This window comes from Cryobacterium flavum, from assembly GCF_900103805.1.
Classification (GTDB): Bacteria; Actinomycetota; Actinomycetes; order Actinomycetales; family Microbacteriaceae; genus Cryobacterium; species Cryobacterium flavum.
Genome location: NZ_FNIB01000007.1, coordinates 44,303 through 62,470, shown reverse-complemented (window position 1 = coordinate 62,470; position 18,168 = coordinate 44,303). Strand labels below are relative to the sequence as shown.

Sequence of the window (18,168 nt, the reverse complement as noted above, 5' to 3'; positions counted from 1 at the left end):
CCTGAAGCCGGAAAATGAGCCAGCCCGCGAATGGGGCGTGCCTGACTGGATTCTACCGCCGCAGGTGGCGAGGTTCGAATTAGCCGGAGCAGGTGCCGAGGGTGGTCAGCGACTGCCGGGTGAGCATAAGCGTGCTCGACTCCAGCGTAACGCGTGCCCGCTCGGGAGAAATGTCGACACCGTTCAGTTCGACGCCTTCGGGCAGGTACCCAGCGACGCAGACGCTGATGGGCGCCTGCTGGAGAATCAGATTGACCAGGGGTGTCGCATCGATGTCGCCGACGCCGCTCGTGACGGTGGCTTCGGTGGGCGCGATGTTCACTGTGTCACCGGCGGCGGTTGCCGTGGCGGTGGCGCTGTAGCCCACGTTGAACTCGAACAATTTCACCGTGCCGGTGTAGGTGACGACGCCGGCACCGAGGGTCATCACGGCGTCAGCCGGAGCCGTGCCGGAGGCCTGAACCAGCTGGTTGAGCGCGGCCTGGTCCACGTCGAGGGTCGCGGTGAGCGAGCCGATGGCCTTGGCGGTGTTGGTCGACACATCACGAGCCACGACGTGAACGGATGCCGGCACGCCGTCTACCGTGAGGCTGGGTGCGGTCAGTTCCACCTGGTCGAAGCTGCCGGCGATGAACTGGGCGATCACCGAGGTGCCGCCGATGGTGACGGTGACGTCACCGGTCACCGAGGCGGGCATGCTCTTGGTGATTTCTTTCTCAGCGGTGTCCTGCGCGAAGGCGCGCAGCCCGCCGTCTACCAGAAAGTAGGCGCCGACGAGCAGCACGGCGAGCACGCCCACGATGATCAGCGGAACGAGGCCACGACGTTTGGTTCTGGCCATGATCACATGCGCTCCGGGGCAGTGACGCCGAGCAGGCCGAGGCCGTTGCGAATCACCTGGCCGGTGGCGTCGTTGAGCCACAGGCGGGTACGGTGCAGGTCGGTGACCGGTTCGTCACCGAGCGGAATGACCCGGCAGTTGTCGTACCAGCGGTGGTAGTAGCCGGCGACCTCTTCGATGTAGCGGGCCACGCGGTGCGGCTCGCGTAGTTCGGCGGCCTGGGCGACGATGCGCGGGTACTCCTGCAGCACGCCGAGCAGCGCGGATTCGCTGTCGTGCACGAGCAGCTCGGGGGCGAAGACGGTGCGTTCGACGCCGCTCGCGGTGGCATTGCGCGCCACGGCCGACGTACGGGCATGGGCGTATTGCACGTAGAAGACCGGGTTGTCGTTGGTGCGTTTGCCGAGCAGGTCGAGGTCGATGTCGAGCTGCGAGTCGCTGTTCGAGCGTACCAGCGCATACCGGCCGGCATCGACCCCGACCGCGTCGACGAGGTCGTCGAGGGTGACGATGGTGCCGGCGCGCTTCGACATGCGCACCGGCTCGCCGTCTTTGAGCAGGTTGACCATCTGGCCGATCAGAATCTGCAGGTTCACGCCCGGTTCGTCACCGAAGGCTGAGACCATCGCCATCATGCGGCCGACGTAGCCGTGGTGGTCGGCGCCGAGCATGATCAGGCACTGGTCGAAGCCGCGCTCACGCTTGTCGAGGTAGTAGCCGAGGTCGCCCGAGATGTAGGCGGGTTCGCCGTTGGAGCGAATGATGACCCGGTCACGATCGTCGCCAAAGGTGGTCGTGCGCAGCCAGATGGCGCCATCCGCTTCGAAGATGTGGCCCTGTTCGCGCAGGCGATCGATGGCACGGTTGACGGCGCCGGATTCGTGCAGGGAGTCTTCGTGAAAGTACACGTCGAAGTCCACGCCGAAGCTGTGCAGCTTCTCTTTGATCTCGGTGAACATGAGGTCGACGCCGATGGAGCGGAACACCTCCTGCTGTTCCTCGCGGGGCAGGGCCGCGACGTCGCCGTCGTACTTCGCGAGTACGTTGGCGGTGATGTCGCCGATGTAGGCTCCTCCGTAGCCGTCTTCCGGGGTGGGCTCGCCGAGGTAGCTGGCCAGCACGCTGCGGGCGAAGCGGTCGATCTGCGAACCGTGGTCGTTGAAGTAGTACTCGCGGGTGACGTCGGCGCCCTCGGCCTGGAGCACGCGAGCGAGGCTGTCGCCGACGGCGGCCCAGCGCACACCGCCCATGTGGATCGGTCCGGTGGGGTTGGCCGAGACGAATTCGAGGTTGATCTTGAGGCCGTCGTAGAGGTGACCGGTGCCGTAGGCGTCGCCGAGGTTCACGATGGTCTGCGCGAGTGCGCCGGCCGCCGCCGCTTCGAGGCGAATGTTGATGAAACCGGGGCCGGCGATTTCAACGGATGCCACATCGCTCAGCTGTTCGAGACCGGCGGCCAGTTCGGCGGCGATTTCGCGCGGGTTGGCACCGAGGGGCTTGGCGATCTTGAGCGCGATGCTTGAGGCCCAGTCGCCGTGGTCGCGGTTGCGTGGGCGTTCGACAGCGACGTCGGCGAGGGTGAGTCCGAGGTCTACCCCAACAGTGTCAGCCTCACGTCGGCGCTCGCTGACGTCGAGAATGAGGTCAAACAGGGACTGGGAGAGTTCGGCAGGAGTCACCGGTCAATCGTACCGGCCCCTCCTGTTGGTAAGGTCAACGCGTGACTGATACACGCGTCTACCCCACTCTCGTTCGTTCCACTCGTGGCCGGGCGAGCGTCCTGCTCGCCGCTGGCACGCTGTTCGCCCTCGTTATGACCGGGTGCAGTGGTGGCGACGAGCCGAAGCCCACGGATTCTGCGACCGCAACGAGTGGGGCATCCGCTGACCCCACCGAGAGCGCTGCGCCGTCATCGTCTCCGACGCCGGAAGCGACCGGATCCGCGATCACGCAGACCTGTGGCGACCTGCTCACCCTGCAGGATGTCTACGATTTCAACCCCAACTATGGCACCGCTCCCAACTACTCGCCGAGTGCCGGCAGTCTGGGCGAGACCGCCGCAACGTACAACGGCCTGACCTGCGGCTGGTCAAACCAGACCAGCGGCGAGCTCATCGAGATCTCGGTCGTGGCCCCCAACGATGTGCTGATGACCACGCTCAAGCATCAAGCGGATGCCGATAGCCAGGCCGTTCCCAGCTACGGCACCCCGCCGGCTGTGGACGGCTTCTTCACCTATGCCGGTGGCGTCGGTCAAGCGCAGGTCTTCACGGAAAAGTACTGGGTCACTCTCAGCACCGCCGCGTTCTTCGAGCCCGGCGATGCCGAGCCCCTCATCTCGACGGTGCTCTCGCACCTCGGCTAGCAGATTTTGTCGGCTGACCCGTGGTGGGTCTTGGCAGCCGGGGCATGATGCTAACCTTGAATCACCCTGGCCCCCATAGCTCAGGGGATAGAGCACTGCCCTCCGGAGGCAGGGGCGGCAGTTCGAATCTGCCTGGGGGCACACCAAGAAAGGCCCGGTCAAGGCCCGTTGTCTTCCCATCACGATTTGGAAGATTTGGCCGTCTGACTACATTTTGACTTCACTTAGCGCCTCGACTACGTGATTCAACGCGACTGCAACGCTGTCTAAGTCCGAGTCGAAGAGGTCTGCATAGGTGTCGAGAGTCTCTTTGGCCGACGCATGGCCGAGCATCCGCTGCAGTGCTTTCACGTTTGCGCCCGCTGAAACGGCCAGGCTGGCGCAGGTGTGACGTAGTTCGTGAGGCGTCAAACCCGGCACCCCGATTTCGTCGGCGGCCGCAGTGAGGAACCCGCGCCGGAACACGCGATTGCGCAGCACTCCCCCGCCACGCAGGCCGACAAAGACGTGCTCGGTCGCTGCGCGGTCGGCGACAGCAACGCGCAGGAGCTCGACCACGAAGGCAGGCACGGGAATGGACCGTTCCTCGTAGGTCTTGGGCGTGGATTCGACGAGGTAGCCGTTCACCTCGATCATGGTGTGCCGAATCTCAAGCCTGCTGCGGGTCAGATCGATGTCGGCGACGGTCAGGCCGGCCAATTCGCCCCAGCGCAGACCGCAATAGCTCAGAACCAGCACCACGAGCCCGTAGCGACTGCCGCGCCGTTCTGCGGCCGCTGAGAGGTCTCTGACCTGCTCGTGGCTCAGATACCGCTTCGAGACCTTCGACACTTTGGGCAACTTGAGGCGTGCAGCCGGATTGGCCGGGATGCGGCCGTCGTCGACGGCCAGTTGCAGGGCCGCGCCCAGGGTGTTGACGATTTTGCGCACCGACCACGCTGCCTGGTTCTCCGACAGCTTCGCCGCCCACTCCTGCACGTCGATGCGCTGAAGTTCGCTGAGCGGCACTCGTCCCAGAGTCAACACGATATTGCGTCGAATGATCCCCTCGACGCGGTCAAGTGTGGGGGGTCGCAGGTCACTGCGTGTGGCGAGCCACCGCTCCATCCACTCGGCCACCGTCACCCGCGACCGACTCGGGTCCAGGTAGGCTCCGTGGCTCTTGGCGACCTCCACGGAGGCCAGGAACAGGATGGCTTCCCGCTTCGTGATGAAGCCACGCTTGCTTGTCGCGGACCGATCCGGCTTGCGGTACTGCACTCGGTAGCGCTTCCCGTTCGCCGTCGCGTAGGCGCTCACGCTTCCCATTGGTGGCCCTCCCATTGCACGAGGCCACGACCGCGAGCGCGCTCCCGGTCCGGGCCTTCGAGACGGGGTGCAGGACTTGCTAGGTGCAATTCTGTCGCACGTGCATCCATGGCGCCAGCGCCCGCGCCGGGGCAATGCGGGCTGAGCACGCCAAGATTCGTTTATTGCGTTTAGGCCGTGTTACGTGTTTGAATGTGGTCATGGCATTCACCATGGAGCACCTTCTGCCGAATCCAGATCAAGAGCTGGCCAGGACCGCCTTGATTTCAGTGCGGCGCGTGCTGGCCGAGCACCAGGGCCAGGACGGGCCGGTCACACTCACCGTGGCCGACGAGGCCGAACCGGTGGTGGTCCCCCGCGCAGCGATCGACTTGCTGGTGTCGGTGCTCGCAAACATGGCTGCCGGCCAGAGCGTGAGCATCGTGCCACTGCACGCCGAGCTGACGACTCAACAGGCGGCTGAAATCCTCAACGTCTCACGGCCATTCGTGGTGAAAATGCTCAACGAGGGTCGAATCGCTTACCGACTAGTCGGAACCCACCGTCGAATCCGAGCCGATTCCCTTCTTGGATACCAGCGCGACAACGATGTACGAGGTCGGTCAGCAGCGGACGAACTCACTCGGCTCGGTCAGGAGATGGGCGTCGCGCGGTGACTTTCGTCGCCGTTTATGACGCGAACGTGCTGTACCCATCAACGCTCCGAGACGTCCTCATCCGCATTGCCCTCGGCGGTCTGGTCCAGGCCAAGTGGACTGAGGAGATCCTGGAGGAGACCTTCCGAAGCCTTGCGAAGAACAGGCCGGACCTCGACGCGGGGAGGCTGGCCCGAACACGCCAGCTCCTGCGCACCGTGGTCAGCGACAGCATGGTGACCGGCTACGAAGAGTTGATTCCCGCCATCAGTCTCACGAACGACCCGAACGATCGCCACGTGGTCGCGGCGGCCGTCAAGTCCGGCGCTCAGGCCATCGTGACGTTCAACGTGAAGGATTTTCCGGCTCGGGAGCTTGAGAAATGGGGCATCGAAGCGAAGCACCCGGATGACTTTCTGATCGATCAATTTTACCTCAATGGGCCGGCGGTGCATCGAGCGATACAAGCGATCGCCGACGCCTGGACAAATCCGCCTGGAACAGCACATGACGTACTCAACAGCCTCGAACGAGACGGTCTCCCGCAGATCACTGCACTGCTACGCCGGTAGGTTGCTCACGCTGTCACGACTCCGTGTATATTGATATTCAATAACATTGAATAACAATATGGAGTAACTCATGGTCCAGGGGAATGTCATCGATAGTCGACCACTTCGCGAGCGGCCGAAAGCCTTCAGGGTGGTCCGCGCGATCCTGCTGATCGTCGCGAGCTTCACGGTTCTGAGCAACATCACGCAGGCAATTACGATCGCAACCGGGCGCACGCTGGTAGCGTTTGGTGGCGCTGACGGCCGACTGCCCCTGGCCCACCTGCCGCAGCTCTTGAAAGCGGACCTGTACGACGGCGCGAGCGGCACATTGGCTGACGCCGACCTGTCATTGCGCCTCCTGTGCGCCCTTCCGGCGCTCATTCACGCCGCTACGATTGTTCTAGCGACGGTCTTCCTCCTCCGCGTTCTGCGCGGGATAGCGCAGGCACGTCCTTTCGACCCGTTCGTCGTCACGAACTGGCGACGGCTCAGCCTCGCGCTCCTTATCGGCGGGGTGTCACAGGCCCTCGCTGACACCGTCGCGAGCGTCTATGTCGCCTCACGCGTCGGGCTCCTGTTCGGAGCCGGATTGGTCTCTACAGAGCAGCAGGAACGGTTCCTCGGCGGCGACTATCAAGGGATCAACATCAACTCCCCGCAGTGGCCGGTGTCCATTATCATCGCCGGACTTGTTGCGCTCGCCCTCACCGCCGCGTTCCAGGCCGGCGCAAAACTCGAGAAGGATGTCGACGGAGTTGTCTGAATCGCTCGATGAGACTTCGACCAACCACCGGATCGTCTGCCATTTAGACGCAGTATTAATCAGCAAAGGCATGACGCTCACGGAGCTGTCTTCTCGCACCGGCATCACCATGGCCAACCTCTCGATTCTCAAGAACAACCGGGCGAAGGCCATCCGCTTCACCACGCTCACCCTCGTTTGCGACGCTCTTGCTACAACGCCGCAGGAACTCTTCTCAATCCGTGAGTAGAGGCGGAACTACCGCTCGCGGCATCCCGTCCACACGTCGGCTAGCGTGAAAGCATGAACCCAACGTGGCCAGAAGTTGCCCTTATACTTATAGCCCTCTTCGCGAGCATCAGCGTGGTCGGCACGTTGAGACGAATTCGGGACGCGACCGAAAAGACCGTCGACCTCCTCGAAAGACTCGGAAGCGGCGTCCTCCCGAAGGCCGATAGGGATTGACCTTTTCGTTAACATCGAAGTTCGCGAGCAGCGGTAGCTAAATCAAGGGCCGCAGGGAGAGAGACGGGCGTCAGGCAGTGACGTCGAGGGCCGCTTGGGGCGCCTGCCCGGTCAGGTAGCTCAAAGCATTGTCGATGGCGACTCCGAATGATTGCGAGTACTCGTCACCGGCGTATTTGGTGGCCAGGAGCTGAAGGTACGCCGGTGAAATCTCCTGACCGGCAAAGAGATATCCCGACTGACGGTCCAAGGCGATTTCGACCGCAAACATGGACACAATCTTTGAGCTGTCATCGACTCGACGTCCGGTCGCTTGATAAACGACCTCGCGATCGGATGCCGTCAACAGAGACATGAGCTTATCGCCCGGCTGCTCTTCGGTGGCGCGAGGGGCAGAAGTTCGGCTCAGGGCGAGCCCAGCGATCGATGGGGCGGAGTTGACGCTCAGTGACATAGAAACTCGCTTCTAATAGAAGTAGTCAATTGGGGATGTGGGTCCCACTGTATCGAGGTGGTTTCGTCTATGTGTGGAGGGACCGCCACTCCTACTGCGCGCGGAGCAACTCCAGAAACTCGTCGGCCATGCCGAGTTGGTCCTGGAGTTTCTGGCGTCGGGCAGCGGTTTCGGTGATGAAGGCGTCCAGTTGCTGCCTGGTTTCGGGGGTGTCGGCATCCGCTTCACCGTTTTGTCGGGCGTCGATGACCGCCAGCAGTGTCGTCATCTCGTCGAGGGTGAAGCCGAGCGGTTTCATGCGACGAATGAGCATCAGCCGAGTGAAATCGTCGGGCGTGTAGAGCCGAAAGCCACCATCGGTGCGAGCGGATGCCTTGAGTAGGCCGACCTCGTCGTAGTGACGGATCGTGCGCAGCGAGAGCCCGGTCTTGTCGGCGAGTTCGCCGATATGCATCGTGACCGCAGGGACTGTCGCGCCTGGTTCCACCGGAAGCCTCTTTCTTTAGGGTCACAATCAACCCTTACGTTAGGGTAGTGTTGCGAAAGTCGGCTGACATTCATCTGTGAGCCCACACTCCCACCATTGTCCTTGATCGCCAAGGTCCGGTGGAGGTGCGCACTGCGGCGCCCACCCAACTCTTCCCTATCCACTTCGGCCGCATTGTCGGCCCAGCTTCTGGAGGCCTCATGGCCATCGTTCAAAAATCTGCTGCATCCAACCGCTACAAGGCGGAACCCTCGGTGCTCACCGCACTGCGCACGCCCCGCCTGCTCACCCGCGAAGTGCTCGCCGGGCTGGTCGTGGCGATGGCGCTGATTCCCGAGGCGATCGCGTTCTCGATCATCGCCGGCGTCGACCCCCGCGTGGGCCTGTTCTCCTCGTTCGTCATGGCCGTCACCATCGCGTTCGTCGGCGGACGCCCGGCCATGATCACCGCCGCGACCGGCGCTGTCGCCCTCGTGATCGCCCCGGTCGCCCGCGACTACGGGATGGAATACTTCGTCGCCACCGTCATCCTCGCCGGGGTATTCCAAATCGTGCTGAGCCTGGTCGGCGTCGCCAAACTCATGCGGTTCATCCCTCGCAGCGTAATGGTCGGCTTCGTCAATGCCCTCGCCATACTCATCTTCATCTCACAGCTCCCCCAGCTGCTCGGCGTTCCGTTCCTAGTGTACCCGCTCGTCGCCGCCGGCCTGATCATCATGATCGTCATGCCACGTATCACCAAGGTCATTCCAGCGTCGCTCGTCGCGATCGTGGTACTCACCGTGGCGACCGTGGTCATCGGCCTCAACGTGCCGACGATCGGCGACCAGGGCGAACTGCCCAAGAGCCTTCCCGAACTGTTCCTCCCAAGCGTTCCGCTCAACTGGGAAACGTTCACCATCATCGCGCCGTTCGCGCTCGGCATGGCGCTGGTGGGAATTCTCGAGTCCCTCATGACGGCAAAGTTCGTCGACGAGATCACCGATACCCACTCCAATAAGACCCGCGAGACCTGGGGCCAGGGCGTCGCCAACGTCATGTCCGGCATCTTCGGCGGCATGGGCGGCTGCGCCATGATCGGCCAGACCATGATCAACGTGAAAGCCTCCGGCGCCCGCACCCGCATCTCCACCTTCCTCGCCGGCATCTTCCTGCTCGTGCTGGTCCTCGGCCTCGGCGACGTGCTCGCCGCAGTTCCCATGGCCGCCCTGGTCGCGGTGATGATAATCGTGTCTTATCTCACGTTCGACTGGCACAGCATCCGTTTCTCAACCCTCAAGCGGATGCCGAAGAGCGAGACCACCGTCATGGTCGCCACGGTCATCGTCATCGTTCTCACTCACAACCTCGCGATCGGCGTGGTCGTCGGGGTCATCGTCGCAATGGTCGCCTTCGCCCGCCGCGTCGCCCACCTCGCCCGGGTGGAACGCACCCTCGAACTCGACCAGCCCGTTCCTACCGCGTATTACACGGTGACCGGAGCGCTGTTCTTCGCCTCCAGCAACGACCTGATGACCCAGTTCGAGTACGCCGGCAACCTCGGCGGCGCCCACTGACGCCGGCCTCAGTGGACAACTTTGTACGGTTGGGGGCGGCCAACACCCCACAAAAGTGACTATTGAGCGGGCCGGTCCCCCCACACCTGGGCAATAGGGATCTCTTGGTGCAGAATATTCGACGCCGCTCGGTGGCCGGAGCAGAAGGCCGCGGTGACCGTCGCGGGATCGTCCGTCCAGGTTGCCTCACCGGCGAGGTGCAGCACTCCCCCGATGGGCGTCGCGAGGTCGTCGTGGTCCGCCGTCGTGGAGCCGAGCTTCATGTAGGCGTACGAACCGCGAGCGAAAGGATCGTCCTGCCAGGCGGTGATGTGCACACTGGTCGGCTGCTCAACTCGGTCGCCGTACAGCCGCCGCAGCTGCGCGAGAACGGAGCCGACGACCTGTTGTTCCGACCACTCGCGAATCTCTCGGGCCACCGGACCCGCTGCAAAGGTCAACAGTGTCGGCGGTCCGTGCAGGGCCGTGAGGTCGTACCAGGAGTGCCACCGACGCCCTTCGGCCCCTTGCTGCCGGATTGCATAGACTCCCTCGTCCCAGAACTTGGTCGAAAACCGCAGAAAGACCTTCTCGAAGGCGTTCATCGTGAGTCGCCCCAGGGCGTTCGCGTTCGGTTCGGGGAGCGCCGGTTCAATCGTGAAATCCGTCGACTGGAGCACCCCGATCGGCACCGTCACGACCGCGGTGCCCGCCGTCACCGTGCCGCCCCCTGTCGTGACAGTGACGCCCTCCGTCGACCAGCGCAGACGGGTAACGATCTGGTCGAAGCGGATGTCCAGCCCGGCCGCCAAGCGCCCCGGCAGTTGGTCATAGCCGTTTGGAAAGACCACTTCGTCACCGTCGATGACATCGTCATCCAGGCCGTGCGCGGCCAGATCTTCGATCCACGCCCCGTATTGTTCCTCGCTCCGGTGCTGCAAAAACTCGCGCACCCGCTCCCCGCGCTCGAAGCTCCAGCCCTGGCTGGCCAAGGCCGTCTCGGTCGCGTCGCGGTAGGAGGCATCCGCTTTCGAGGCAGCGACCGCCGTGACGAGCGCGGCGTCGACCGCACGCACGTCGTCGGCGAAGGCCAGCGCGGCATCATCAGAGAGTCGCTCGCCGGTCGGACCGTAGTAAGCGATCGGGCGGCTGTCCGGCTGGTATCCCCCGACGGTGAACTCCACGGTCGGCAAGCCGAACGCCTCTGCCGCTGCCGCGACGGGGTTGTCAGTCACGCCGTGAATCCAGGATGCGCCCAGGTCGGCGACCAGCCCGTCGGTGCGGTCCGTGTACACCCGGCCGCCGACGCGGTCGCGGGCCTCGAGTACGACGACGCTGCGGCCCGCTTTCGCCAGCAGTCGAGCGGCCGTCAGGCCGGCTACGCCGGCGCCGACCACGATGGTGTCTAAATGTTCCATGCCTGACTTTGGCACACTTCTGCCACCGCGACCGTGTCTCAAGTCTGGACGGATACAACAAGGAAGCCCCAGTCTTTCGACTGGGGCTTCCTGGTCGCTCAGCGGGAGTTAGTGGCTGCTCAAAGCCGGTTCCTCGAACTGGTTGCTCGTGTTGTTCACGCCCCCAGCCTTGAGGGCTGCGGCACCGGCGAAGTACTCCTTGTGGTTGTCACCGAGGTCTGAACCAGACATGTTCTGGTGCTTGACCGTGGCGATTCCCTCGCGGATTTCGCGACGCTGCACGCCCTTGACGTAGGCGAGCATGCCCTGGTCGGCGAAGTAGCCCTTGGCCAGGTCATCCGTCGAGAGTGCGGCCGTGTGGTACGTCGGCAGGGTGATGAGGTGGTGGAATATGCCAGCCTCTTTCGAGCTGTCGCGCTGGAAGGTGCGGATCTTCTCGTCGGCGTTCACGGCAAGTTCAGTCTCGTCGTAGTCGACGCTCATGAGCTTGGCGCGGTCGTAAGCGGAGACGTCCTTGCTCTCGGCGAGGAGTGCGTCGTAGGCCTGCTGACGGAAGTTCAGGGTCCAGTTGAACGACGGGCTGTTGTTGTAGACCAGCTTGGCGTTCGGGATGGCCTTGCGAACCTCGTTCATCATGCCGGCGATCTGGCCGATGTGCGGCTTCTCAGTCTCGATCCAGAGCAGGTCGGCACCGTTCTGCAGCGACGTGATGCTGTCGAGCACGCAACGAGCCTCGCCGGTTCCGGCACGGAACTGGAACAGATTGCTGGCCAGGCGCTTCGGGCGCAGAAGCTTGCCGCCCCGCTTGATGACGACGTCGCCGTTGCCGAGGTCGGCCTCTGTGATTTCGTCAACATCGAGGAAGGAGTTGTACTGGTCGCCCAGGTCGCCGGGCGTGTACGTCACGGCGAGCTTCTGGGTGAGGCCGGCACCGAGCGAGTCGGTGCGCGAGACGATGATGCCGTTCTCGATGCCGAGCTCGAGGAACGCGTAGCGAACGGCGTTCAGCTTGGCGATGAAGTCCTCGTGAGGAACGGTGACCTTGCCGTCCTGGTGGCCACACTGCTTCTCGTCCGACACCTGGTTCTCGATCTGGATGGCGCAGGCGCCAGCCTCGATCATTTTCTTGGCCAGGAGGTAGGTGGCTTCCGGGTTACCGAAGCCGGCATCGATGTCGGCGATGATCGGCACAACGTGGGTCTCGAAGTTGTCGATCTGCGTCTGGATTTGAGCGGCCTTGGCGTCGTCGCCAACGATGCGGGCGTTGTCGAGGCCGGTGAAGAGCAGGTCGAGCTCGCGGGCGTCAGCCTGGCGGAGGAAGGTGTAGATCTCCTCGACGAGAGCAGGAACGGTCGTCTTCTCGTGCATGGACTGGTCGGGGAGCGGACCGAATTCGCTGCGCAGCGCCGCAACCATCCAGCCGGACAGGTACAGGTAGCGCTTGTTCGTCGTCTTGAGGTGCTTCTTGATCGAGATCATCTTCTGCTGGCCGATGAAACCGTGCCAGACGCCCAATGACTGGGTGTAGACCGAGGAGTCGGCGTCATACTCGCCCATGTCTTTCCGCATGATGTCGGCGGTGTACTGCGCGATCTCGAGGCCGGTCTTGAACCGGTTCTGAGCACGCATGCGGGCGACGGACTCGGGGTTGATGGCGTCCCAGCTGCTGCCGACCTGCTGCTTGAGGGCTTCGATGTCCTCGATGTCTTTCTGGTACTCAGTCATGTTCATTCCTTCGACGTATGAGTTGGGCTGAGCCGGGACTGCTGACTCAACTGGCCGGTATCGGCTGCTAAACCCAGATTGGCGCAAGAACAAGCGGTCTTCTCAAGAATGTTCACCAGAATAAACGTGATTCTTCTGCAATTGAAAAGTTTTTCGCCAGGGATCGGCCTATTCCGGCCAGAGGCCGGGTATGACTATGACCAGTCGGCATCGTGGGCACCGATGGCAGGATTCCAGCCCCTCGGCGGTGTCGACGCCGTCGGTGATCATCGTGACGCCGCAGGCAGGACACAGGGGGGCGTCCGCGGGGTCGTCGTCGATCATGAGTACCGCGTGGTTGACGTGGGCGATTTCAGGCCGGCACCGCAGAGGGGCACGACCACCGACTCGGCCGTGAGCAGGCTCTCAGCCGCCGCCGAGGTGCGGCTGGCGGAGTCGAACGTCTGGTCGACGGCGGCGCGCACCGCGGCGAAACACACGGCCGAGGTCGGCTCGACGAAGAGTCCTTCGTCGGCCAGTTCCTGCCGGGCGGCCGCGGTCTGCCGGTCGGTGACGGAGACGATGGTGCCGCCGGTCGCGCGCACGGCCGCGAGAATTTGTCGTCCCCGGGGTGGCGCCGCAATGGCGATGCCCTCCGCGATCGTGGCTGAGCCGTCAAGGGTCACGGGCGAGTCGAGACCCTGTGCCATGGCCTGTTCCAGCGGTGCACAAGCGGATGCCTGCACCGCGACAATCCGCGGCATCCACTCGGCGAGACCCGCGGCCACCAGCTCGCTGAAGGCGAGGTAACAGCCGAGCAGCATCGTTCCGTTGCCGACTGGAACCACCACGGTCTCGGGTAGGGAGCGCCCGCGCTGCTCCCAGATTTCGTAGCCGTAGGTTTTGACGCCGTGCAGAAAATAGGGGTGGTAGACGTGGCTCGCGTACAAAACGCCGGGTTGCCCGGCAGCCCGCAGGGCCGCCGCGGAGGTGTCGGCGCGCGAACCGGGTACCAGTTCAACCGTGGCGCCGTGGGCGCGCATCTGCGCGAGCTTGCCGGGCGAGGTGGATTCGGGAACGTAGACCGTGCAGTCGATGCCGGCCCGACTGAAGTACGCGGCCATCGCTGTGCCGGCGTTGCCGCTGCTGTCGACCATGGCGCTTTCGACGCGCAACTGTTTGGCGAGGGTCGCGAGCACCACGGCGCCGCGGTCCTTGAACGAGAGCGTCGGCAGCAGAAAGTCCAGCTTGAGCTGCACGTGCGGCAGCGCGCGGGCTGGCACGAGCGGCGACAAGCCCTCCCCCAGGGTGATGGTGGGGTCGGCGGCGATCGGCAGGGCTTCGGCGTAGCGCCAGAGTGAGGGGGCGCGGCCGGGCAGCGCCGCGGCATCCACTGTGGTGTCGAAGGCAACCACGTCGAGCATGCCGCCGCAGCTGCAGAGCCAGATCAGGCTCTCCACCGGGTAGATGGTGCCGCAGTCGGAGCAGACGAGGTCGGGCATCTCTTTAGACTAGCTACCCGTGGTGAATTTCCAGCTGGTCGATGAGACGGGGTTGCCGGCCAGGTCGCGCACGCCCGCGGCACCGCCGGTGACGATGACCGTGAAACTCGTCCTGGCCCGCGAGCGTGGAGTTGGGGCGCAAAATCGTCGAGGTGCACAGCCCCGCTTCAACCTCAGTTTGCGCGCCAACCGCCACAGAAATCGGATTCAGCCCACGGAACGGGTCCGAGCATGACCGGGTATGGACTCAGCTCTCGGCCGTCAGCGATTGCCCGCGCGCGCCCACAATCGACGAATCTTTAGTGGTCCAAAGCTGACTCTGGCATGCCGCGCTGGTGCGGCCGGTCGGCGCGGGCGACACCCTCATCGCCGCATGCGCTCTCATCAATGATGCGACTGTTGTGCACTACGACAGCGACTTCGAGTCCGTCTCGAAGGTAATGACCCAGTTTCGACACGAGTGGATCGTGCCACGCAGCACCCTTTGAGGCTTCCCGCTCGTCTGAGCCAATAAATTGTTTCGATAAGGTCAGAGGTAGTGAACCATAAATTGGGGGAATGATGGAATTTGCAGAATTAATTGGGGCATTGGCTCTCAAAGTACGCAACCAGCGCGAAGCAATTCAAACTGAAGAAGCAACCAAGAACGCATTTATCATGCCGTTTATCTCGACGATCCTGGGCTACGACGTGTTCAATCCGTTGGAAGTGGTCCCCGAGTTCACCGCCGATGTCGGCGTAAAAAAGGGCGAAAAAGTCGACTATGCGATTATGCGCGACGGTGAAGTCCAGATCCTTATTGAATGCAAGAAATCTACGGAAGCGTTGAAGATAGAACACGCCTCGCAACTCTTCCGTTACTTCGCGGTCACCAATGCGCGCATCGCCGTTCTCACGAATGGCGAAATTTACCAGTTCTACACGGACTTAGACGCACCCAACCGCATGGATGAAAAGCCGTTTCTGGTTCTCGATTTGATGGACATCGACGAAACGCTGATTCCGGAGCTGCGGAAGCTGACCAAGGACGTCTTCGATCTCGACTCGATCATCAACTCAGCTGAGGAACTCAAATACATAGGCCAGATCAAGCGCACGATCGCAGCTCAGTTCACTGAACCCGAAGACGAATGGATTCGATTCTTCACGACACGAGTCTACGACGGTGCCTTTACGCAGAAAGTCCGCGAGCAATTTACTTCCCTGGTCACAAAGTCTACGAAGCAGTTCCTGAATGATCAGGTTAACGACCGCTTGAAGACCGCCCTAGGCGGGTCGAACTTCTCAGGATCCTCAGCAGCAGAGGGCGATGTCATCAACAGCCACGACATTGTTGAAGTTGATCTCGCCCGTGACACGGAGATTCAGACGACGCTTGAGGAGCTGGAAGGGTATCAAATCGTCAAGGCGATCGCTTGCAGCGAGGTGAAGCCTCAACGAGTGAGGCACCGGGACTCCAAATCATATTTCGCTGTGCTTCTCGATGACAATAATCGCAAGCCGGTCGCTCGACTTCATTTCAATGGAAAGAAGCAGAAATACCTCGGTGTCTTCGACGCTGAGAAGGTCGAGACTCGCCACCCTATTGAAAGCCTTGACGAGATCTATCTCTTTGCAAATGACATCCGCGAAACAATTAAGAGCTATCAGGACTAGGCATATTCCCGTCGATCTCGGCATTTTAGGGTGGGACGCATGATGTTTCACCGGTACTGGCCCATTGCGTTGCTGGCGCCCGTACTCGGATTTCTTCTGGGTACCGCCGTGTTAGGCGTGATGACCATGGGCGGTAACCCCCAGGCGCGAGCTGGTCAGACGATCGAAGGCGTCGTACGGTCAGTTCTGGGCTTCGGTTCCGTCGGTCTGGCGGTCAGCATCGCGGCGCTGATCGGCGGCGTCGTTCTGGTCGCCTGCGTCGACCGGCAGCTCGAGAAAACGTCGGGCGCGCGCAGTGCGTGGGCCGCTTTGGGGGCGGCCAGCGGCGTGCTGGTCCTCGGAATCGTGTTCGCCACCGTGGAGGGAGTCATCGGAGAGGGCTGGGCATACCTGATCATCACTTTCACCCTGGTGCTGGCCACTGCGGCGGGCATCGTGGCAGCGTTTCTGGTGTACCGAATGGAGCGGCGAAGCGAGCGCATCCCGCCGACGCGAGTGGAGCATCCGCTGCCCAGTGCGTGGGTGGAGTTCTAGAAAGTAGGGTGGGCACATGATTATTCGGCGTTACTGGCGCATCGCGGTGTTCGCACCGTTCGTGGGGTTTCTTCTCGCGGCGGTCGTGGCGATCGTCATGACCAATGCCGGCAGCGGGGAAACCGAATTTCGGTTCTGGTTTGTCGTGCGTTCCATGGCGAACTACGGCGTGATCGGCGCGGTCATCGCGGCGGTGGCGCTGCTGGGCGGCCTGGCCACCGTGGCCTTGGTCGATCGGCACCTCACGAAATCGCGGTGGGTGCGCACCTCGGTAGCCGCAGTCGGCGCGACCCTGGGCGTGGTGCTGTTGTCAGTGGTGGTGGCCGGAGTGCTCTCCCTGGTGGACGACGGAGCCTACGCCGGAATCACCATTGCCTTCGGTCTGGTCTTCGGTGTGACTGCCAGCGTTGTGGCGGCCGTCATGGTGTTTTATGCGGAATGGCGCACCCTCTAGGCGGCAGCAAACCGCTTCTGGGAGCGCGCTTTGGCCTTCTCCGCCTCGATTTCACGGTTCTTCGGTGGCGCGGAGATCACCAGATCTTCGAGCAGATGACGGGAAATGTGCGCGATCTCGTGCACCGCGCGGTCGAACGCCTCGGCGTTCGACTTCGACGGATGCGCCCCGCCGCTGATCTTGCGCACGTATTGCAGCGCGGCCGCGTGCACCTCGTCGTCGGTCGCGGCAGGCTCAAAATTACTCAGGACATGAATGTTTCGGCACATACTTTTAGGGTAATCACGCTTCGCCCAGCCTTCAAGACCCGGGCGTAGGATGCCCCTGCTCGGCTTCGACAGGAGACGTCCCATGCCTGCGCCCCACCTGGCTTCTATCACTGCCCAGCTGCGCGCCGCTGGCTGCGTCTTCGCCGACGAGGAGGCGGCCCTGCTGCTGTCGGTCGCCCAGTCGCCGGGCGATCTCGCCGCCATGGTTGCCCGGCGCGTGGACGGATTGCCGCTCGAGCAGATTCTCGGCTGGGCCGAGTTCTGCGGCCTGCGTATTCTGGTCGATCCGGGAGTATTCGTTCCTCGGCGGCGTACCGAGTTTCTGGTGACGCAGGCCCTCGCGCTCTGCCCGCGCGACGCGCTCGTCGTCGATCTCTGCTGCGGATCCGGCGCCGTGGCTCTCCCCCAGCGGATGCCTGCTCATTGAAACCGGGCAGCGTCAAGCACCGCGGACCGCCGAGATCTTCACCCGCTTCGGCCTGCTCCCGCGCATCATTCGGAGCGAGGAGCTGGACTCGACCATCGTGATCGGCCTTGCCGTCTAGTGAAATCAGTGTTTTACTGAGTGCACTTGAAGGGACGAGCGCGATGGAGAAGGCCGACAGTACAACCCGCACGGCGGAGCGCGCCCTGACACTGCTGAGCGTGGTCTGCGAGGGCGGTTCGGTCACCCTCGGCGACGCGGCCAAGGCCGCAGACCTGTCGCCGAGCACTGCGTTGCGGTTGCTGCGAACTCTCGAATCGACGTCGTTTGTGCGGCGGGACGATGCCGGACTCTATCGGCCCGGCACGGCCATCGTTCGGCTCGGTGTACTCGCGCTCAGTCAGGAATCGCTCGTCGCCGTGTGCCGAGAACCGATGAACCGCATAGTTGGAGAGACCGCTGAATCCGTGTATCTGAGTGTTGCGGCCGCCGCCGGTCAGGGGCTCTACATTGCCATCGTCGAAGGCACCCACTCGGTGCGACACGCGAACTGGGTCGGCCGTCGCTTTCCCCTGGAGTCGAGCGCTTCGGGCCGCGTGCTCGCCGGTGCGACCGGCGACAGCGGATACTGCGTCGTCAGCGACGGCGTCGAACAGGACGTCACCGCCATAGCCGTACCCATCCGGGTGGGTGAGCGCGTCGTCGGAGCCCTGAGCGTGGTCGTTCCCAGCTACCGAGTCACCCCGTCCAGCATCGAGCACATGGCGCGGGTTCTGCTCACTGAAAGCAGCGCGCTGTACCGCGCCGAAGCATCCGTCTAA

General features: G+C 63.1%; 21 protein-coding genes and 1 tRNA gene. 13 read left to right on the top strand and 9 right to left on the bottom strand.

The window, feature by feature from the left end:
- Positions 1-79 precede the first annotated feature (79 nt).
- Positions 80-841, bottom strand: coding sequence for an LmeA family phospholipid-binding protein (locus BLS91_RS11410; protein ID WP_092340854.1), 762 nt, complete (start codon positions 839-841; stop codon positions 80-82).
- A gap of 2 nt (positions 842-843) precedes the next feature.
- Positions 844-2,520 carry an arginine--tRNA ligase gene (gene argS / locus BLS91_RS11405; protein WP_092340853.1) on the bottom strand — a complete coding sequence of 559 codons (1,677 nt, stop codon included), beginning with the start codon at positions 2,518-2,520 and terminating at the stop codon, positions 844-846.
- 41 nt (positions 2,521-2,561) lie between these two features.
- Here argS and BLS91_RS11400 point away from each other — a divergent pair, with 41 nt between their 5' ends.
- Both BLS91_RS11400 and BLS91_RS11395 read left to right on the top strand, forming a co-directional pair.
- Entirely contained in the window at positions 2,562-3,206 is a 645-nt protein-coding gene (locus BLS91_RS11400) for a hypothetical protein (protein ID WP_092340852.1), read from the top strand.
- Between the two features lie 69 nt (positions 3,207-3,275).
- Positions 3,276-3,347: transfer RNA gene (locus tag BLS91_RS11395), tRNA-Arg, on the top strand.
- A gap of 66 nt (positions 3,348-3,413) precedes the next feature.
- On the opposite strand, the gene BLS91_RS11390 is transcribed toward BLS91_RS11395, so the two are convergent.
- Positions 3,414-4,514 (bottom strand): tyrosine-type recombinase/integrase, encoded by a 1,101-nt coding sequence (locus BLS91_RS11390; protein WP_159433853.1) that lies wholly within the window; start codon positions 4,512-4,514, stop codon positions 3,414-3,416.
- A gap of 200 nt (positions 4,515-4,714) precedes the next feature.
- Between BLS91_RS11390 and BLS91_RS11385 the strand changes: the two genes are divergently transcribed.
- The 4 genes from BLS91_RS11385 (at position 4,715) to BLS91_RS20660 (ending at position 6,695) form a co-directional block, all read left to right on the top strand.
- Positions 4,715-5,170: a helix-turn-helix domain-containing protein gene (locus tag BLS91_RS11385; RefSeq protein ID WP_092340850.1), complete on the top strand. Its 456-nt coding sequence runs from the start codon at positions 4,715-4,717 to the stop codon at positions 5,168-5,170.
- Entirely contained in the window at positions 5,167-5,721 is a 555-nt protein-coding gene (locus tag BLS91_RS11380; protein ID WP_092340849.1) for a PIN domain-containing protein, read from the top strand. The genes BLS91_RS11385 and BLS91_RS11380 overlap by 4 nt, the downstream gene beginning before the upstream one ends.
- Before the next feature lie 130 nt (positions 5,722-5,851).
- Positions 5,852-6,466, top strand: a complete 615-nt coding sequence (locus BLS91_RS11375) for a DUF2975 domain-containing protein (protein ID WP_159433852.1) — start codon at positions 5,852-5,854, stop codon at positions 6,464-6,466.
- Entirely contained in the window at positions 6,459-6,695 is a 237-nt protein-coding gene (locus BLS91_RS20660) for a helix-turn-helix domain-containing protein (protein WP_255410003.1), read from the top strand. The genes BLS91_RS11375 and BLS91_RS20660 overlap by 8 nt, the downstream gene beginning before the upstream one ends.
- A gap of 285 nt (positions 6,696-6,980) precedes the next feature.
- On the opposite strand, the gene BLS91_RS11365 is transcribed toward BLS91_RS20660, so the two are convergent.
- Both BLS91_RS11365 and BLS91_RS11360 read right to left on the bottom strand, forming a co-directional pair.
- Positions 6,981-7,364 carry a hypothetical protein gene (locus BLS91_RS11365; RefSeq protein WP_092340846.1) on the bottom strand — a complete coding sequence of 128 codons (384 nt, stop codon included), beginning with the start codon at positions 7,362-7,364 and terminating at the stop codon, positions 6,981-6,983.
- Positions 7,365-7,455: 91 nt separating this feature from the next.
- A complete protein-coding gene (locus BLS91_RS11360; RefSeq protein ID WP_092340845.1) occupies positions 7,456-7,818 on the bottom strand; it encodes a MerR family transcriptional regulator in 363 nt (120 codons plus the stop codon).
- Positions 7,819-8,051: 233 nt separating this feature from the next.
- Here BLS91_RS11360 and BLS91_RS11355 point away from each other — a divergent pair, with 233 nt between their 5' ends.
- Positions 8,052-9,407, top strand: coding sequence for a SulP family inorganic anion transporter (locus BLS91_RS11355; RefSeq protein ID WP_092340844.1), 1,356 nt, complete (start codon positions 8,052-8,054; stop codon positions 9,405-9,407).
- 59 nt (positions 9,408-9,466) lie between these two features.
- On the opposite strand, the gene BLS91_RS11350 is transcribed toward BLS91_RS11355, so the two are convergent.
- The 3 genes from BLS91_RS11350 to BLS91_RS11340 all read right to left on the bottom strand — a co-directional run bounded on the left by BLS91_RS11350 (position 9,467) and on the right by BLS91_RS11340 (position 14,010).
- Complete coding sequence (locus tag BLS91_RS11350; RefSeq protein WP_092340843.1) at positions 9,467-10,804, bottom strand: flavin monoamine oxidase family protein; 1,338 nt, start codon at positions 10,802-10,804, stop codon at positions 9,467-9,469.
- 108 nt (positions 10,805-10,912) lie between these two features.
- Complete coding sequence (locus tag BLS91_RS11345) at positions 10,913-12,529, bottom strand: isocitrate lyase (protein ID WP_092340842.1); 1,617 nt, start codon at positions 12,527-12,529, stop codon at positions 10,913-10,915.
- A 320-nt stretch (positions 12,530-12,849) separates the two neighbouring features.
- Positions 12,850-14,010 carry a threonine synthase gene (locus BLS91_RS11340; RefSeq protein ID WP_092340841.1) on the bottom strand — a complete coding sequence of 387 codons (1,161 nt, stop codon included), beginning with the start codon at positions 14,008-14,010 and terminating at the stop codon, positions 12,850-12,852.
- Between the two features lie 335 nt (positions 14,011-14,345).
- Between BLS91_RS11340 and BLS91_RS21175 the strand changes: the two genes are divergently transcribed.
- From BLS91_RS21175 to BLS91_RS11325, 4 genes are all read left to right on the top strand, one after another.
- Positions 14,346-14,498, top strand: coding sequence for a PIN domain-containing protein (locus BLS91_RS21175; RefSeq protein WP_420838503.1), 153 nt, complete (start codon positions 14,346-14,348; stop codon positions 14,496-14,498).
- A gap of 73 nt (positions 14,499-14,571) precedes the next feature.
- Positions 14,572-15,666 carry a type I restriction endonuclease gene (locus tag BLS91_RS11335; RefSeq protein ID WP_092340840.1) on the top strand — a complete coding sequence of 365 codons (1,095 nt, stop codon included), beginning with the start codon at positions 14,572-14,574 and terminating at the stop codon, positions 15,664-15,666.
- Positions 15,667-15,705: 39 nt separating this feature from the next.
- A complete protein-coding gene (locus BLS91_RS11330; RefSeq protein WP_092340839.1) occupies positions 15,706-16,200 on the top strand; it encodes a hypothetical protein in 495 nt (164 codons plus the stop codon).
- A gap of 16 nt (positions 16,201-16,216) precedes the next feature.
- Positions 16,217-16,654, top strand: a complete 438-nt coding sequence (locus BLS91_RS11325; protein ID WP_092340838.1) for a hypothetical protein — start codon at positions 16,217-16,219, stop codon at positions 16,652-16,654.
- On the opposite strand, the gene BLS91_RS11320 is transcribed toward BLS91_RS11325, so the two are convergent.
- The gene (locus tag BLS91_RS11320) at positions 16,651-16,923 is read right to left on the bottom strand and encodes a DUF2277 domain-containing protein (RefSeq protein WP_092340837.1); all 273 of its coding nucleotides are present in this window, start codon (positions 16,921-16,923) and stop codon (positions 16,651-16,653) included. The two genes, BLS91_RS11325 and BLS91_RS11320, sit on opposite strands and share 4 nt — an antisense overlap.
- A gap of 82 nt (positions 16,924-17,005) precedes the next feature.
- On the opposite strand from BLS91_RS11320, the gene BLS91_RS11315 reads away from it, so the two are divergent.
- On the top strand, positions 17,006-17,350 hold the full coding sequence (locus BLS91_RS11315) for a class I SAM-dependent methyltransferase (RefSeq protein WP_338061571.1): 345 nt from the start codon (positions 17,006-17,008) through the stop codon (positions 17,348-17,350).
- A 161-nt stretch (positions 17,351-17,511) separates the two neighbouring features.
- Entirely contained in the window at positions 17,512-18,168 is a 657-nt protein-coding gene (locus tag BLS91_RS11310) for an IclR family transcriptional regulator (RefSeq protein ID WP_092340836.1), read from the top strand.

Excerpts from the sequence above, each read along its gene's own strand:
- BLS91_RS11340 (WP_092340841.1), bottom strand. The coding sequence starts at position 14,010 with ATGCCCGACCTCGTCTGCTCCGACTGCGGCACCATCTACCCGGTGGAG.
- BLS91_RS11330 (WP_092340839.1), top strand. The coding sequence starts at position 15,706 with ATGATGTTTCACCGGTACTGGCCCATTGCGTTGCTGGCGCCCGTACTC.
- BLS91_RS11325 (WP_092340838.1), top strand. The coding sequence starts at position 16,217 with ATGATTATTCGGCGTTACTGGCGCATCGCGGTGTTCGCACCGTTCGTG.
- BLS91_RS11320 (WP_092340837.1), bottom strand. The coding sequence starts at position 16,923 with ATGTGCCGAAACATTCATGTCCTGAGTAATTTTGAGCCTGCCGCGACC.
- BLS91_RS11390 (WP_159433853.1), bottom strand. The coding sequence starts at position 4,514 with ATGGGAAGCGTGAGCGCCTACGCGACGGCGAACGGGAAGCGCTACCGA.
- BLS91_RS11335 (WP_092340840.1), top strand. The coding sequence starts at position 14,572 with ATGGAATTTGCAGAATTAATTGGGGCATTGGCTCTCAAAGTACGCAAC.
- BLS91_RS11410 (WP_092340854.1), bottom strand. The coding sequence starts at position 841 with ATGGCCAGAACCAAACGTCGTGGCCTCGTTCCGCTGATCATCGTGGGC.
- BLS91_RS11355 (WP_092340844.1), top strand. The coding sequence starts at position 8,052 with ATGGCCATCGTTCAAAAATCTGCTGCATCCAACCGCTACAAGGCGGAA.
- BLS91_RS11345 (WP_092340842.1), bottom strand. The coding sequence starts at position 12,529 with ATGACTGAGTACCAGAAAGACATCGAGGACATCGAAGCCCTCAAGCAG.
- BLS91_RS11315 (WP_338061571.1), top strand. The coding sequence starts at position 17,006 with ATGCCTGCGCCCCACCTGGCTTCTATCACTGCCCAGCTGCGCGCCGCT.
- BLS91_RS11350 (WP_092340843.1), bottom strand. The coding sequence starts at position 10,804 with ATGGAACATTTAGACACCATCGTGGTCGGCGCCGGCGTAGCCGGCCTG.
- BLS91_RS11385 (WP_092340850.1), top strand. The coding sequence starts at position 4,715 with ATGGCATTCACCATGGAGCACCTTCTGCCGAATCCAGATCAAGAGCTG.
- BLS91_RS11310 (WP_092340836.1), top strand. The coding sequence starts at position 17,512 with ATGGAGAAGGCCGACAGTACAACCCGCACGGCGGAGCGCGCCCTGACA.
- BLS91_RS11365 (WP_092340846.1), bottom strand. The coding sequence starts at position 7,364 with ATGTCACTGAGCGTCAACTCCGCCCCATCGATCGCTGGGCTCGCCCTG.
- BLS91_RS11360 (WP_092340845.1), bottom strand. The coding sequence starts at position 7,818 with ATGCATATCGGCGAACTCGCCGACAAGACCGGGCTCTCGCTGCGCACG.